This window comes from Rhodoferax sp. GW822-FHT02D07 (assembly GCF_058802405.1).
This window is the reverse complement of record NZ_JBXAOD010000003.1, coordinates 174,982-189,716: the sequence shown is the minus strand read 5'-3', so window position 1 is coordinate 189,716 and position 14,735 is coordinate 174,982. Positions and strand designations below refer to the sequence as shown.

General features: G+C 64.5%; 12 protein-coding genes. 10 read left to right on the top strand and 2 right to left on the bottom strand.

Going from position 1 to position 14,735, the window contains the following annotated elements:
• Nucleotides 1–9: 9 nt before the first annotated feature.
• Complete coding sequence (locus AC1RNN_RS09035; RefSeq protein WP_493088303.1) at nucleotides 10–1,080, top strand: L-threonylcarbamoyladenylate synthase; 1,071 nt, start codon at nucleotides 10–12, stop codon at nucleotides 1,078–1,080.
• Here the strand turns inward: AC1RNN_RS09035 and AC1RNN_RS09030 are convergent.
• The gene (locus AC1RNN_RS09030; protein ID WP_493088301.1) at nucleotides 1,052–2,929 is read right to left on the bottom strand and encodes a phage tail family protein; all 1,878 of its coding nucleotides are present in this window, start codon (nucleotides 2,927–2,929) and stop codon (nucleotides 1,052–1,054) included. The two genes, AC1RNN_RS09035 and AC1RNN_RS09030, sit on opposite strands and share 29 nt — an antisense overlap.
• A gap of 224 nt (nucleotides 2,930–3,153) precedes the next feature.
• Here AC1RNN_RS09030 and AC1RNN_RS09025 point away from each other — a divergent pair, with 224 nt between their 5' ends.
• Nucleotides 3,154–3,654: a cyclic nucleotide-binding domain-containing protein gene (locus AC1RNN_RS09025; RefSeq protein WP_493088298.1), complete on the top strand. Its 501-nt coding sequence runs from the start codon at nucleotides 3,154–3,156 to the stop codon at nucleotides 3,652–3,654.
• 1 nt (nucleotide 3,655) lies between these two features.
• Here the strand turns inward: AC1RNN_RS09025 and AC1RNN_RS09020 are convergent, their stop codons facing one another.
• A complete protein-coding gene (locus AC1RNN_RS09020) occupies nucleotides 3,656–3,916 on the bottom strand; it encodes a hypothetical protein (RefSeq protein WP_493088296.1) in 261 nt (86 codons plus the stop codon).
• Between the two features lie 274 nt (nucleotides 3,917–4,190).
• On the opposite strand from AC1RNN_RS09020, the gene tssB reads away from it, so the two are divergent.
• The 8 genes from tssB to AC1RNN_RS08980 all read left to right on the top strand — a co-directional run bounded on the left by tssB (nucleotide 4,191) and on the right by AC1RNN_RS08980 (nucleotide 14,734).
• Entirely contained in the window at nucleotides 4,191–4,706 is a 516-nt protein-coding gene (tssB, locus tag AC1RNN_RS09015; RefSeq protein WP_493088294.1) for a type VI secretion system contractile sheath small subunit, read from the top strand.
• 72 nt (nucleotides 4,707–4,778) lie between these two features.
• Nucleotides 4,779–6,266, top strand: coding sequence for a type VI secretion system contractile sheath large subunit (gene tssC, locus AC1RNN_RS09010; RefSeq protein ID WP_493088292.1), 1,488 nt, complete (start codon nucleotides 4,779–4,781; stop codon nucleotides 6,264–6,266).
• Nucleotides 6,267–6,308: 42 nt separating this feature from the next.
• Nucleotides 6,309–6,803 (top strand): Hcp family type VI secretion system effector, encoded by a 495-nt coding sequence (locus tag AC1RNN_RS09005; RefSeq protein WP_493088290.1) that lies wholly within the window; start codon nucleotides 6,309–6,311, stop codon nucleotides 6,801–6,803.
• Nucleotides 6,804–6,857: 54 nt separating this feature from the next.
• Nucleotides 6,858–7,310, top strand: a complete 453-nt coding sequence (gene tssE / locus AC1RNN_RS09000) for a type VI secretion system baseplate subunit TssE (RefSeq protein ID WP_493088289.1) — start codon at nucleotides 6,858–6,860, stop codon at nucleotides 7,308–7,310.
• Between the two features lie 2 nt (nucleotides 7,311–7,312).
• Nucleotides 7,313–9,079, top strand: a complete 1,767-nt coding sequence (gene tssF, locus AC1RNN_RS08995; RefSeq protein ID WP_493088287.1) for a type VI secretion system baseplate subunit TssF — start codon at nucleotides 7,313–7,315, stop codon at nucleotides 9,077–9,079.
• A complete protein-coding gene (gene tssG, locus AC1RNN_RS08990) occupies nucleotides 9,034–10,074 on the top strand; it encodes a type VI secretion system baseplate subunit TssG (RefSeq protein WP_493088285.1) in 1,041 nt (346 codons plus the stop codon). Before tssF ends, tssG begins: the two co-directional genes overlap by 46 nt.
• Before the next feature lie 15 nt (nucleotides 10,075–10,089).
• Nucleotides 10,090–12,774 carry a type VI secretion system ATPase TssH gene (gene tssH, locus AC1RNN_RS08985; RefSeq protein ID WP_493088283.1) on the top strand — a complete coding sequence of 895 codons (2,685 nt, stop codon included), beginning with the start codon at nucleotides 10,090–10,092 and terminating at the stop codon, nucleotides 12,772–12,774.
• The gene (locus AC1RNN_RS08980) at nucleotides 12,767–14,734 is read left to right on the top strand and encodes a type VI secretion system Vgr family protein (RefSeq protein WP_493088281.1); all 1,968 of its coding nucleotides are present in this window, start codon (nucleotides 12,767–12,769) and stop codon (nucleotides 14,732–14,734) included. The genes tssH and AC1RNN_RS08980 overlap by 8 nt, the downstream gene beginning before the upstream one ends.
• Nucleotide 14,735: the final 1 nt, after the last annotated feature.

Here is a 14,735-nt window from a genome sequence, read left to right as displayed (position 1 = left end):
CGCGCAGCCATGATCCTGTCCGCCTACCAGTTTGCCGACGGTGTGGAGCTTGCTCCTGATTCCATAGCTGCTTGCACAGATGCTGTGCGGGCTGGACGGCTGGTTGGCTTGCCAACGGAGACGGTCTATGGCCTGGGTGCGGATGCCTCCAACCCCGAGGCCGTGGGCCAGATCTTCAGTGCCAAGGGCCGCCCGGCGGACCACCCGCTTATCGTCCATGTGGCCGCATTTGATGGTGGCGCGGGCGGCGTGGCGCACTACTGCCGCCAGGTTCCGGCCTTTGCCCAGCAACTGATGGATGCCTTCTGGCCCGGCCCGCTCACGATCATCTTGCCCCGCCGCGAAGGTGTGGGCGCCGCCGCTGCAGGCGGGCAGGACAGCATCGGACTGCGTTGTCCTTCGCATCCGGTGGCATTGGCCGTGCTGGAGGCCCTGCGCAAACCCGCTGCCGGCCAGCCCGAGGTCTGGGGCATAGCCGCCCCCAGCGCGAACAAGTTCGGCCGCGTCAGCCCCACCACGGCAGCCCATGTGCACAGCGAGTTTGGTGACGACCTGCTGATCCTGGATGGCGGTCCCTGCGAAGTGGGCATCGAGTCCACCATCATCGACTGCACCCGCGGCGCACCCGTGTTGCTGCGCCCGGGCGCCATCACACCAGCCCAGGTGGAGGCCGCCTGCGGTCGTGCCTTGCTATCAAAAGAAGAGCTGCTTGCGCAGGACCAGCCTGGGCCGCGGGCCTCTGGAACCCTGGAGTCGCACTACGCGCCCAGCGCTACGGTGCGCCTGATGGACGCCAAGGCCCTGCAGGCCGCCCTGGACCTGCTCAGCGGCACCACAGCGCCGGCGCAAGGCCCAAGCATCGCGCTGTACCACCGCAGCCCGCTGCATGTGCGCAGCCCGCTGGTAGCGGTGCGGCGCATGCCGCAGCAGGCCGCAGCTGCCGCCCACGAGCTGTTTGCCAGCCTGCGCGGGATGGACGCTCTGGGCGTGAAGCTGATCTGGGTGGAAACCCCGCCCGACGCCCCGGAGTGGGACGGCGTGCGGGACCGGCTTACGCGCGCTTCAGCGGTGGTTTGCTAGTCGGCGCCGAGTACATGGCCATGGCACGCGCCCGCTTGAGCGGCGGCGGGCCCAAGGTGATGGAGGTCAGCAGGCGGCGGTTCTTGCCGGGCTCGGTCTTGGCATCACTAAGAAGGGCCTGAATCACGCCCTTGTCGCGGCCATTGGCGACGAAGTCAAAGCCGCAATCTTTCAGGTAGCCATAGCCGTACTTCTTGAGCTTGTCGAAGTATTTGGTCCCCGTGTCGAACTGCTCCTGCGCGAGCTTCTGCTGCTGGTTCTTGGGGCCGGGGATCGAGAGCAAGTCCTGCATCTGCCACTGGCTGCCGCACAGACCGGTGTTGATGGTCAGCATGGCGATGATGGGGCTGGCATCGCAGCCTTCCTTGTAGAAGGCATTGAAGCGCTTGATGTCGTGGATCAGGCCACCTGAGGTGTGCATGGTCGTGACCATGTGGTTGGCCTTGTCGTCAAACTTCTCGATGCGCAGCAGGCGCTCCTCTTCGTAGAGCTTGCGCGCCTTCTGCAGGAAGCGCTTGATGCGGCCGCGCTCCATGATTTTGAGTACCAGTTTGATGATGGCCTCCACACCGCTGGTCAGGGCCGACACCAGGCTCTGGATGCCAGGAATGGTGGCGGCCAGCGCCATCTGCACGGCGCCTTTGATGACCGACCACAGGCCCGCCAGGATGGCGTTTTCCATGGCTCCCTCGATGCGTTCGCACAGGCGGCTGGGGTGGCCTTCCATGATGTTGATTTTCTTGCGCAGCATCCAGGCGCCGACCTTGGTTTTGATCGCCTTGAAGGACTCGATCAGGCCGTCGGCGATGTCAAAGCCCGCGCCGACAAAGGGCGCGGCGGCCTGGGCCACATTCTTGATGACGGCCTTGAGCCAGAACTTGATCTGGCCGTACAGAGTCTCCAGGGGGTCGTCCAGCGCCTGCTTGAATTTCTCGTAGACCCATTTCACCAGACCGATGACCAGCGACTCCAGCAGGTCGTAGAGTTTCTTGAAGGTGTCGATGATGGCCGAACCCGCCACTTTGGCACCTTTGATGAACTTGTTCTTGGCGCCCGGGCCGGCGTAGGCATTCATGGCCTTGCTGGTGCGGGCAAAGGTGGTCTTCTCGCCCATGCGCTCGCGCGTGTTTTCCAGCGTGCTCTTGATCGGGTCGCTGACCAAGTCCACGACGTCGGGCACGCCCATCTCTCCGTCGAGCTCACCCTTGGAATTCTTGCCGCCGACAAAGACCCAACGCGTGGCCGTCTTGATGCGCCCGACATGCGAGTTCTCGGTATCGCTGCCCAGGTCGCCGGCGATGAACTTGGAGCCAAAGCCGTCGTCATTGCCCTCCCAGTTGTTGAAGTCGGTACTCACGAGGGTGGAGATGGCGCCGGCCGATCCGGACACGAAATCCAGGCCGGCTTTGACCATGTCCACCTGGATGTCGATGTTGCCAAACAGGTAGAGCACGCCAAAGCGGGAGTCGGCGTTCTGCCGGTCCTGTTCTTTGCGCAGCAGATCCGGGATGGGTTCGCACACCTTTTTGTAAATGAACTCCATCAAGCCATTGCTTTCCCGGTTGCGCTTGGCCTGCTTCCAGACGCTGCCGTGCTGGGCCAGGTAGTACTCAAGGTTTTCGCGCAGGGCCTTGGCCGTCATCTTGAGCATGACGCGCTGCGGCTCGGTCATCTGGTCGACACGGCGCGGCAAATAGGTGTGTTCGTGGCGCCGGTAGCCAGCCTCGAACCAGAGCGCATAGGCTTCGTCAACGCGCTTGAGGGTCTTGTCCCGGCTGGAGAAGGTCAGGCTGGTGGCCTCAACCCAATCTTTGGGGGCCAATACCATGGGTGGGCCGGAGCGTGACATAGATGTTCCTCAAAGAATCGCGGCCAACACCGCTGCAACCGTGGGCCAGTTGCGATTTGTAACTCTGACGCAGAGTGCGCCATCCTAATGGCGTGGCATAGGCTTGGTCAACGGGCGCTTTGGCGTGTTGCGCGCTGGCAGCTGTGCAGGGCACAATGGCCGCAGACTCCGTGCAAGCCACTTGGGATGGGCGTTTGCGCAAAATGGAGTCCCACACCCAATATATGACTGTCACCCTGCATACCCTGTTTCGCAAGAGCACGCCGGATCTGACTCCCTTGCTGGACGCGATCCGCAGCAACCCGATGGACGACTCGATGGCGCGCTTCATGCCGGACGCTGCCTGGCAGGTGCTGGTGGACTATCTGGACGTGGAAATCTATGCCCGTGGCCACATTTTGACCGCCAAAGGTGCACTGGACCGCACGGTGTATTTTCTGGAGTACGGTACTTTGCGCGTGCACTACGGCGTCGAAGCCAAGGGCTATGTGGTGGCCACGCTGCGCCCGGGTGCCGTGGTGGGCGAGGGCGCATTCTTCTCGGAGATGGAGCGCAACGCCACGGTGCAGGCCCTGAGCGCCTGCCGCGTCTGGAGCCTGACGCCGGCGCGTTTTGAGCAATTGCGCCGGGAGCACACCGAGGTTGCGCTGTCCTTGGCGCTGGCCCTGGGCGCCACCGTGGCGTCCCGCATGCTGGATGTCACCAAGCGCGCCGTCCTGACCTGAGTCAGGTAGCAGGCGGCGGAATGTCGGGTTTACCCGGCGGGTTCAGTACTTCGTCCGTCAGCAACTCTGTGACCAGGCCTATCCACCAGTCGCGCCGTTTCTGGGCCGCCTGGATCGCGTGGTCATCCATTTCGGAGAACAGGGTCTTGATACTCAAACCCTCGCAGACTTCAAGGAATTCGGTTGAGGCCTGAGCCAGTTGCTCCGGGCTCATGCGCCGCAGCACGGACAGCAGCATGGCAGAGTCAATGGCAACCAACATGCGAAGGCTCGTCAGATCGGTCCGGAGCTGGGTAACGGTGTCCATGGCAAGCCCTTCTGCTGGATCCTCTCTGGCCGAATTTGGCCCATGCACTGAGCATGTTACGCCAGCATGTCAAGTATTCATGGCATTCAAATCGTTACTATGTATTGCATAGCAGCGGATTGTGGTGTACAAAGCCCAACCTCGGGTGCATGGTTTTCGGTTTACTTCATGCGTAGTGATGACTGCGGCCTCTTGCAACTTCGTTTTCAACCTTTTTTGAGGGGAATCTATGTCTGACAGTTTGCAAAATTGGGTGGGTCGCAACCGTCCACCACGGGTTCAAATCACCTATGACGTGGAGATCGGCGACGCCGTCGAGAAAAAAGAGCTGCCCATGGTGGTGGGTCTGCTGGCCGATCTCTCGGGCCAACCCGCCATTGCGCTGCCCAAGCTGAAAGACCGCCGCTTCGTTGAAATCGACCGCGACAATTTCAACGAAATCATGGGCAAGATATCTCCCCGCCTGGACCTCTCCGTGGCCGACGCCATGAAGGGCGAAGGCAACATCAAGGTCGAGCTCAATTTCAAGGAGTTCGACGACTTTCACCCCGAGTCCATCGTGCGCCAGGTGCCCCGTCTGGCCAAGCTGCTCGAAGCACGCCAGCAACTGCGTGACCTGCTGGCCAAGCTCGACGGTAACGACGAGCTCGACAGCCTCCTCGAAAACATCGTTCAAAGCACCGAAGAGCTCAAAACGATCCAGTCGCAGGCCAATGCCGATGCTCCCGCATCGGATGCCTCCTAATCCCAACAGCTTTTGGTGCGCACCCCAGCCAGCAAGGCAGCGCGCGCCGCAACATATTGAACGGTGATTGACATGGCAACTACACAAGAATCCGGCGGCGCAGGCGCCACCACCACCAGCGAGCTCGGTTTGCTGGACCGCATCGTGGTCGAAGGCAATATGGCCGTGGAGCCCTCGCAAAGCCCCTACGCCAAGAAACTGATCGGCCAGTTCGCGTCGCAAATCCTCGACGAAGGCATGAAGGCCAGTCCCGACAAGGGCGTGGTCGCAATGATCAACGAGCGCATCGCTGAAATCGACAGCCTGCTCTCCGACCAGCTCAATGCCATCATGCACGACGCCAGCTTCCAGAAGCTCGAAGCCTCTTGGCGCGGTCTGCACGACATGGTGTTCGGCACCGAAACCAGCTCGCGCCTGAAGCTGCGCCTGCTCAACGTGACCAAGAAGGAACTGCTCAAGGACCTGGAGTCCGCCGTCGACCACGACATGAGCGTGCTGTTCAAGAAGGTTTACGAAGAGGAATATGGCACCTTCGGCGGCCACCCCTACTCCCTGCTGATCGGCGACTACCAGTTCGGCCGCCATCCCCAGGACATGGCCCTGCTCGAGCGCATCTCCAAGGTCGCCGCTGCGGCCCACGCCCCCTTCATCGCCGCCGCCGCCCCCGCGCTGTTCGACATGAAGTCCTTCACCGAACTCGGTGTTCCGCGTGACCTCTCCAAGATCTTTGAAAGCGCCGAACTCGCCACCTGGCGCGGTTTCCGAGATTCCGAAGATTCGCGCTACGTCTCCCTGGTGCTGCCCAGCTACGCTGCGCGTCTGCCTTACGGCGCCAAGACCATCCCGGTTGACAACTTCAATTTTGAAGAAGACGTGGATGGCAAGGACCACTCCAAGTACCTCTGGGCCAACTCGGCCTACCAGCTCGGCCTGCGCATCACCAATGCCTATGCCCAGTACGGCTGGTCCACCGCCATCCGTGGCGTGGAAGGCGGCGGCAAGGTTGAGGGCATGACTGCCCACTCCTTCAAGACCGACGAAGGCGACGTGGTGCTCAAGTGCCCCACCGAAGTGCTGATCACCGACCGCCGCGAGAAGGAATTGAACGACCTGGGTTTCATCGCCATCGTCAACTCCAAGGGCTCCAACTTCGCAGCCTTCTTCGGCGGACAGACCGTCAACAAGCCCAAGATCTACGACAAGGACGCTGCCAACTCCAACTCGCAGCTGTCCGCGCGTCTGCCCTATGTGTTGGCCGCCTCGCGTTTCGCGCATTACCTCAAGGTCATCATGCGTGACAAGGTGGGCAGCTTCCAGACCCGCGCTGAAGTCGAGACCTACCTCAACAACTGGATTGCCGCCTACGTGCTCATCAACGAAGGCGCTCCCCAGGCCATGAAGGCACGCTTCCCGCTCAACCAGGCGCGTATCGACGTCTCCGAAGTTCCCGGCAAGCCGGGTGCCTACCGAGCCGTGGTGTTCCTGCGTCCGCACTTCCAGATGGAAGAGCTGACCGCTTCTATCCGTCTGGTCGCCGACCTGCCGGCGCCTGCGGTCTGATCGCCGGACCCTCCGATTAACCTAATCTGATTTGGACGACTTATGCTGTACCTGAGTATTGACACCATTAGCGGCAACTGCACGGAACTGGGCTATGAAGACTGGATCATGCTTGATTCCTTCAACCTGGGTGTGGCCAACTCCTTGACCTCCAACGCTGGCAACAGCGAACGCACCAGTGGTGGTGTGCACATCTCCGAAATGGTCTGCTCCAAGACTATGGACGTGTCCTCCCTGCTGTTGGCCGAAGCGTGCGCCGGTAACAAGAATCTGGGCGAAGTCACCCTGACCGTGACGCGTACCGATGGTGACTCGCAGTTGGAGCTGGTGAACTACATCCTGAGCGATGCCATGATCTCCAGCATCCAGACCTCGGGCTCGGGCATGGGCGACCTGCCCAGCGAAAGCTTCGCGATCAACTTCACAGCCATCAACGCGACCTACACCAAGCAAAAGCCGGAAGGTACTGCGGAAGGTACGGCTAACTTCTCGTGGGACATGAAGACCCGCGAGAACAAGTCGTCCGGCGGCGCTTAATCGCCAGCGCTGCGTGGCGGCTGGCACCTACGGACCGCATGAGGGAACCCTTCCATGGCAGAACTCATCCGCGGTGCCAGCATCCCCTTGTTCGATCGCCTGCAGGGCGGAGGCGAGGCGGCGTTGGTCCAAGTCATGTCGCCCGCGCAGCTGCAGACTTCCATCGGTCGGGAGTTGGCGCGCTTACTGAACACACGCTCTCGGCTTACGCTGCGGGAGTTTCTGGATAGCGATGTCACCACGCTGGACTACGGCATGCCCGATGTGGCGGCGTTGTCCCCGCGCTCTCAGAGTGATCTGGATCTGCTGCAGGCCGCGATTGCCAAGGCGATCGCGCTGTTTGAACCCCGCCTGCGCAACGTTGCCGTCAAGGCGGCCCTTTCACCGGTCCCGGCGGCCGCCCAGGTGGCCATCCACGGCGCCGTCACGATAGACATGAAATTGCGACCACTCAGCTTTGAGCTTCAACTCGATCCGCGCCACGGTGGGCTGGCAAAGGCGAACTAACAGTGGCCGAAGTCATCCATAGTGATCTGCTCCAGTACTACAAGCGTGAACTGAGCTATTTGCGCGAGCAGGGCTCCGACTTCGCGGCCCGCTACCCCAAAGTCGCCTCCAGCTTGGCCCTGCATGGCGCCGAATCGCTGGACCCGCACACCGAACGCCTGATCGAATCCGTGGCCTTCCTGGCCGCCCGCGTGCACCAGGACCTGGACCGCGAGTTCCCACAGGTTGCGGCCGCCCTGCTCGACAACCTCTGCCCCTCCCTGGTCCAGCCCGTGCCCTCCATGTCGGTGGCCCAGTTCCGGCTCGACCCCAGCCAGGGCAAGGTCACCTCGGGCTTCCAGGTGCCCCAGCACACGGCCCTCTACACCAGCGCCTCCAGCGGCGAACAGTGCCGCTTCCGCACCGCCTGGCAGACCGTGCTCTGGCCCGTGGAAATCACCTCGGCCACGCTCGAAGGCGGCGGCACCGCGCTGCGCCTGCGCTTTGAGTGCGGCCCCGAATCCGACTTTGCCGAACTCGAGATCGACCGCCTGCGCCTGCACCTGCAGGGCGACTGGATGGCGACCATGCCGCTCTACGAGTTCCTGGTCTCCGACGTGGTCTCGGCCAGCATCACCACGGAAGACGGCCAGACCCAGGTCCTGCCGCCGCACGCCTGGTGCGAGGCCGGCTACGCCGAAGACGAGAACGTGCTGCCGCTGCCGCCCAATGCCCAGCCCGCCTACGGGCTGATGCAGGAGTACTTCGCGTTTCCGCGCAAGTTCCACTTCTTCGACCTCTGCCAGCTGCGCGGCCGCCTAGGCCGGGGCCGGCGCTTCGAGCTGCGCCTGGTGCTGGAGCAACCCGCGCGCGGCGTCGCTGGCCTCTCGGCCGAGCAGTTTGCGCTGGGCTGCACGCCCATCATCAACCTGTTCCCGCGCACCAGCGAGCCCCTGCTGATCGACCAGAAACACTATGAGTACCGCCTGGTCGGCGACCGCCAGCGCGAGGCCCATACCGAAGTCCACTCCATCCTCTCGGTCACCGCCTCTGACCCGAACGCCCAGCGCCCCGTCGTCGTGCCCAGCTTTGCCGCGCTCAGCCATGTGCGCGCCGACGCCCAGGGCTGCTTCTGGTCGGCCCGGCGCGAGCAAAGCCTGCGCCGCGACATCTCGGGCACCGACGTCTTCCTCTCCTTTGTCGACCAGAGCCAGGCCTTCGCCACCCCGTCCCAGCCGGTCGTCTATGCCAACGTGCTGTGCACCAACCGCCGCCTGGCCGAACAGGTGCCGCGCAATGCGCGCATGGTGGCCGAAGGCATCTCCGGCACGGCCGGCGTGCGCTGTCTTTATGAGCCGACCTCGCAGCGCAACCCGCCGCTGGGTAGTGAAACCCTGTGGCGCTTGGTCTCCCTGCTCACGCTGAGCCACCAGTCGCTCGTCGAAGGCTCCACCGGCAAGGATCAGCTGCGCGAAATGCTCAGCCTGTTCGCCTCGGACAGCACGCGCGACCACGAACAGATACGCGGCATCCGCAGCCTCAAGGCGCGCAGCGTCACCGGCCACATCGGCACAGAGGCCTGGCGCGGCTACTGCCGGGGCACCGAGATTGCGCTGGAGTTCGACGAAGAAGCCTTTGTGGGCGGCTCGCGCCTGCTCATGTCGGCGGCGCTGGCACGTTTCTTTGCCTTGTACACCTCGGTCAATTCATTTGTGCAGCTGCGCGTCTACCGCGGCGATGAAATATGGAAGCAATGGGAACCAATGAGCGGCCGCCAGCTGGTTCTCTAGTAGAGGGACTGCTGGCGCGCCCGCAGGGCTACAACATTTTCCAGGCGATCAGCTTGCTGGAGAGGCAGGCCTGCGCCGACGGCGCCCAGATGGCTGACGCCATGGCGCTGCCGGTACGCCTGCGTGCCGTCGTCTCGCTGGGCTTTCCGGCCAGCGATGTAAGCAAGGTCAGCGTGCTGATGGCCGGGCGCGAGAAGTACCAGCTGCACTCGGCCGTGCTGTCCCTGGCCGGTGCGCATGGCCCGCTGCCGCTGCCCTTTACCGAGATAGTGCTGGAACGCACGGCCGCGCGCGACCATGCCACCGCCGACTTCCTCGACATCTTCAACCACCGCTTCCTCGCCTTCCTCTACCGCGGCCGGAAGAAGCACAACATGGGCCTCAACGGCCAGGCCCCGCAGACCTCGCCACTGGCCTCCAGCCTGGACGCGCTGAGCGCGCTGGGCCTAAAAGCCGGCGTGCGCTCCCCGGCCGGTGATGTAGGCTGGCTGGAACATGCGGGCCTGCTGGGCGGCGCGCCGCGCTCCATCACCGGCCTGCTCGCCATGCTCTCGCACCGCCTCTATGTGCGCGCCACGGCGCAGCAGTTCTGCGGCGGCTGGCGCATGCTCGAGCCCGGTGATGTGCTGCGCCTGGGCGGACGCCGTGCGCCGCGCCTGGGCCGCTCGGCCATCCTGGGCCAGCGCGTCTGGGACCAGAGCGCGGGCATCCGCATCGTGTTGCACGCACTGCGCCTGCAGCGCCTGCAGGAACTCATCGCCGGCGGGTGCGACCACGCGCTCCTGGGCTGGATGGTGCGCCGCTACCTGCCGCAGGACCTGGACGTGGAAGTGGTGCTGCAGGTGCAGCCGGCCGACCTGCCGCCCGCGCGCCTGGGCGCAGAGCCCGGCCTGCGCCTGGGCCTGACCTCGTGGCTGGTGTCCCAACCCCAGGTGGCGGCCACGCTGCCGCCCGTGCGCTTCCGGCTGGCCGAGCTGGCCAGCGCGCCGCAATAAGCCAGGAGAGGTTGCGTGGAAATCGACACCCGAACCCTCCTCGGCAAGCTCAACCCCGAGTGCAAGCGCGCGCTGGAGCGCGCCGCCGAGCTCTGCGTGCAGCAGACCCACTACAACGTCGAGGTCGAGCACTTCTTCTTCACCCTGCTCGACAGCCCGGTGCCCGACTGGGCGTTGCTGCTGCCGCAGTTCGGCATCCAGCCCGATGCGATTGCCCAGCAACTGCAGCAGGCCATGGATCACTTCAAGCGCGGCAATGCGCGCACCCCCGCGCTCTCACCGCACCTCGCGCCCCTGCTGCAGGAGGCGTGGCTGCTGAGCTCCATGCTGCTGGGCGAGCAGCGCATCCGCTCCGGCACGGTGCTCTTGGCGGCGCTGGAGGTCGACGCGCTGCGCGGCGTGCTGCTCGAATCGGCGCCCGGCCTGCTGGAGATCCCGCGTGAATCGCTGCGCAAGGGCCTGGTGGACGGTCTGCGCAACTCGGCTGAAGGCCGCCCCGGCACGGTCAGTGCAGCGCCAAGCCCGGGCACGCCCAGCATGCCCACGGCGCCACGCACGGCCAACAGCAGCACGCCCGCACTCGACCAGTACACGCAAGACCTGACCGAGGCGGCACGCCAGGGCCAGATCGACCCGATACGCGGGCGCGACGCCGAGATCCGCCAGCTTATCGACGTGCTGCTGCGCCGGCGCCAGAACAACCCCATCCTTACCGGCGAGGCTGGTGTCGGCAAGACCGCCGTGGTCGAAGGCTTTGCCCAGCGCGTGGTCGCGGGCTTGGTGCCGGCCGCGCTGCAAAACGTCTCGGTGCGTTCGTTGGATCTGGCGCTGCTGCAGGCCGGTGCCGGCATCAAGGGCGAGTTCGAGAACCGGCTCAAGTCCGTCATCCACGAGGTCAAATCCTCGGCCCAGCCCATCATCCTCTTCATCGACGAGGCGCACCAGCTGATAGGTGCCGGTGGCGCTGAAGGGCAGGGGGATGCGGCCAACCTGCTCAAGCCCGCGTTGGCGCGCGGCGAGCTGCGTACCATCGCGGCCACCACCTGGGCCGAGTACAAGAAGTACGTGGAGCGCGACCCCGCGCTGGCGCGCCGCTTCCAGGTCGTCAAGGTTGACGAGCCCAGCCAGGACGTCGCCATCGATATGCTGCGTGGCATGGTGGCCACGCTGGAGCAGCACCACCAAGTCGAGATTGTGGACGAGGCGGTGCGTGATGCCGTCAAGCTCTCGCATCGCTACATCACCGGCCGCCAACTGCCAGACAAGGCCATCAGCGTACTCGACACCGCCTGCGCGCGCGTGGCCGTGGGCCAGAACGGCGTGCCACCCGAGCTGGAGAACCTGGAGCGCGAGATCGCCAACGCCCAGACCCAGCTGCGCATCTACCGGCGCGAGGCCGCGGCCGGGCGTGACCATGGCGCGGCCATCGCCAGCCTGGTCGCCGATATCGCTGCACGCCAGCAGGACTGCGAGCGCCTCAAGGAAAAGTTTGCCGAAGAAAAGCGCGCCGTTGGCGAGATCATTGCGCTGCGCCGCCGCCTGGCCGAGCAGGCCGACGCCGATGCAGGCGGCGAAGACACGCCATGGACATCGGCCAATCTGGTGCGCCTGGAAAAAGGCCTGGAGGCGATCCGCAGCGACGAGCCGCTGATCCCGGTCTGCGTGGACTCGGCCGCTGTCGCCGCCGTGGTCTCGGCCTGGACCGGCATCCCCATCGGCAAGGTGCTGGCCGACGAGCTGCACACCGTGCTCAACCTCAAGGAACGGCTGGCCGAGCGCGTTGTCGGCCAGGACCCGGCGCTGGACGCCATAGCGCGGCGCGTGCGCACCTCGCGCGCCGACCTCGACGACCCCGGCAAACCGGTGGGCGTTTTCATGCTGGTCGGCCCCAGCGGCGTCGGCAAGACCGAGACCGCCTATGCGCTGGCCGACCTGCTCTATGGCGGCGACCGCAATATGGTCATCGTCAATATGTCCGAGTTCCAGGAGGCGCACTCGGTCTCCAACCTCAAGGGTGCACCGCCCGGCTATGTCGGCTACGGCAAGGGCGGCGTGTTGACCGAGGCGGTGCGGCGTCGCCCCTACAGCGTGGTGCTGCTCGACGAAATGGAGAAGGCGCACCCCGATGTGCTGGAGCTGTTCTTCCAGGTCTTTGACAAGGGCACCATGGAAGACGGCGAGGGCGTGCAGATCGACTTCAAGAACACCCTCATCCTGCTGACATCGAACGCCGCGCAGGACGTCATCACCCAGGCCTGCGCGCGCTTCGGTCGCCCCAGTGCCGAGGCCCTGGTCGAGGCGCTGCGCCCCGAGCTGCTGCGCCAGTTCTCGCCGGCCTTCCTGGGCCGGCTCACGCTGGTACCTTACTACCCGCTGGGCGATGTGCAGATCCGCGCCATCGTGCTGCTCAAGCTTGAGAAGATCGCGCGCCGCTTTGCCGAGAACCACAAGGCACGCCTGCACTGGGGCAGCGAGGTGGAGGACGCGATTGTTGCGCGCTGCACCGAGGTCGACAGCGGCGCACGCAATGTGGACCACATCCTGGCCCACACCCTGCTGCCCGAGCTCTCGCGCCAGGTGTTGGAGTGCATTGCCACGGCCAGCGAGTTCAATGTGGTGCGCGTGCGCCTGGACGGCAGCGGCCAGTTTGCTTTCGATTTCTCGCAGACAGACGGTGGAGGGCTGACACACCATGCGTGAAGGCTTTACCCAGAAGAATGCCAACCTCAGCGTGAGCACGCCGTTTGGCGTCGATGCGCTGGTGCTGGACAGCTTCCATGGCGTCGAGGCCCTGTCGCAGCCCTTCCGTTTCTCGCTGACCATGCGCGCCGAGAGGGCCACGCTGGACCCGGCCACCATCGTCGGCGCCGTCATGACTGTCAAGCTGCAGGTGCCCAAGGGGCCGGTGCGCTACTTCAGCGGCATCGCTTCCCGCTTTTTGCATGCGGGCGGCGACAACGCCTTCTCGGTCTACACCGCCGAGATGGTGCCCACGCTGTGGCTGCTCACGCTGAGCCGCGACCGCAAGATCTACCAGGACAAGAGCGCCGCCGACATCATCAAGGCCGTGCTGGGCGACTTCGCCGTCGTCTTCGACGCCCAGCTCACCGGCACCTATGGCGTGCGCGAGTACTGCGTGCAGTACGACGAGACGGCGTTTGACTTCATATCGCGCCTGATGGAAGAAGAGGGCATCTTCTACTTCTTCACATTTGCCGACGGTAAACACACCATGGTGCTGGCCGACGCCAGTAGCGCGCACAAGGACGGCACCGACGCCAAGGCGCTCAAGTTCTTCCCCGACCAGGATGGCCGCCGGCGCATGGACGTCGTCAACCAGCTGGAGTTTGAGAAGAAGTTGGTCTCGCAGAAATTCGAGTACGGCGACTACAACTACCTCACGCCCACCACCAGCCTGGCCGCCACCGTCGAAGGCGCGGCCGGCAAGGGCAAGCAGTTTGTCTACCCCGGCAAGCATGCCGTTGCGGCCGACGGCACCCAGCGCGCCACCATGCGCTCCCAGCTCAGCCAGAGCGGCGTGGCCACGGCGCGCGGCACCAGCTACTGCTACCCGCTGACTGCCGGCGCCAAGTTCACCCTCAGCGAGCACCCGCGCGCCGCGCTCAACACGGCGCTGGTGCTGCGCTCGGTCACGCACTGGGCCAGCGCGGCCCAGTACTGCAATGCTTTCGAGGCCTTTGACGCCACCGTGCCCTTCCGCGCACCGCGGCTGGCGCCGCTGCCGCGCGTGCATGGCAGCCAGACAGCTTTTGTTGTTGGCCCTTCGGGCGAGGAAATCTGGACCGACGAGCACGGCCGCATCAAGGTGCAGTTCCACTGGGACCGCGTTGGCGTGAAGGACGACAAAAGCTCCTGTTGGGTGCGCGTGGCCCAGTCCTGGGCCGGCAAGGGCTGGGGTAGCCTGTTCCTGCCGCGCATCGGCCAGGAGGTGGTGATCAGCTTTGTCGACGGCGACCCGGACCGCCCCTTGGTGACCGGCAGCGTCTACAACGCCGAGAACAAGCCCCCTGTCACGCTGCCCTCCATGCAGACCCAGAGCACCATCCGCTCGCGCTCCTCCAAGGAGGGCGCGGCCGGCAACGAGATGCGCATGGAGGACAAGAAGGACGCCGAGGAGTTCTACTTCCATGCCCAGAAGGACATGAAGGTGGAGATCGAGAACGACCTCGCCACCCTGCTGCACAAGGGCAATGAAACGCACACGCTGGAGAAGGGCGACCGCACGATTGACGTGCAGACCGGCAAGGAGACGCACAGCGTCAAGGGCACGCGCGAGCTCACCGTGACCGGCAATGAGACCCACACCAATAAGGCCGACTTCAAGCAGGTGGTCAGCGGCAAGTTCGAACTCAAGGTGACGGGCGACCTGCTCATCGACGTGACCGGCACCATCACCATCAAGTCCGCCAGCAGCGTCACCACCAAGGCCGGCAGCGCGCTCACCAACGAAGCCGGCACCACCCTGACCAACAAGGCGGGCACTGCGCTGACCAATGAGGCCGGTACCGGCCTGAAGAACAAGGCCGGTACCACGCTGGACAACGAAGGCGCCATGGTCAACAACAAGGCCTCGGCCAGCCAGACCGTGGACGGCGGCGGCATGCTCACGCTCAAGGGCGGCATGGTAAAGATCAACTGAT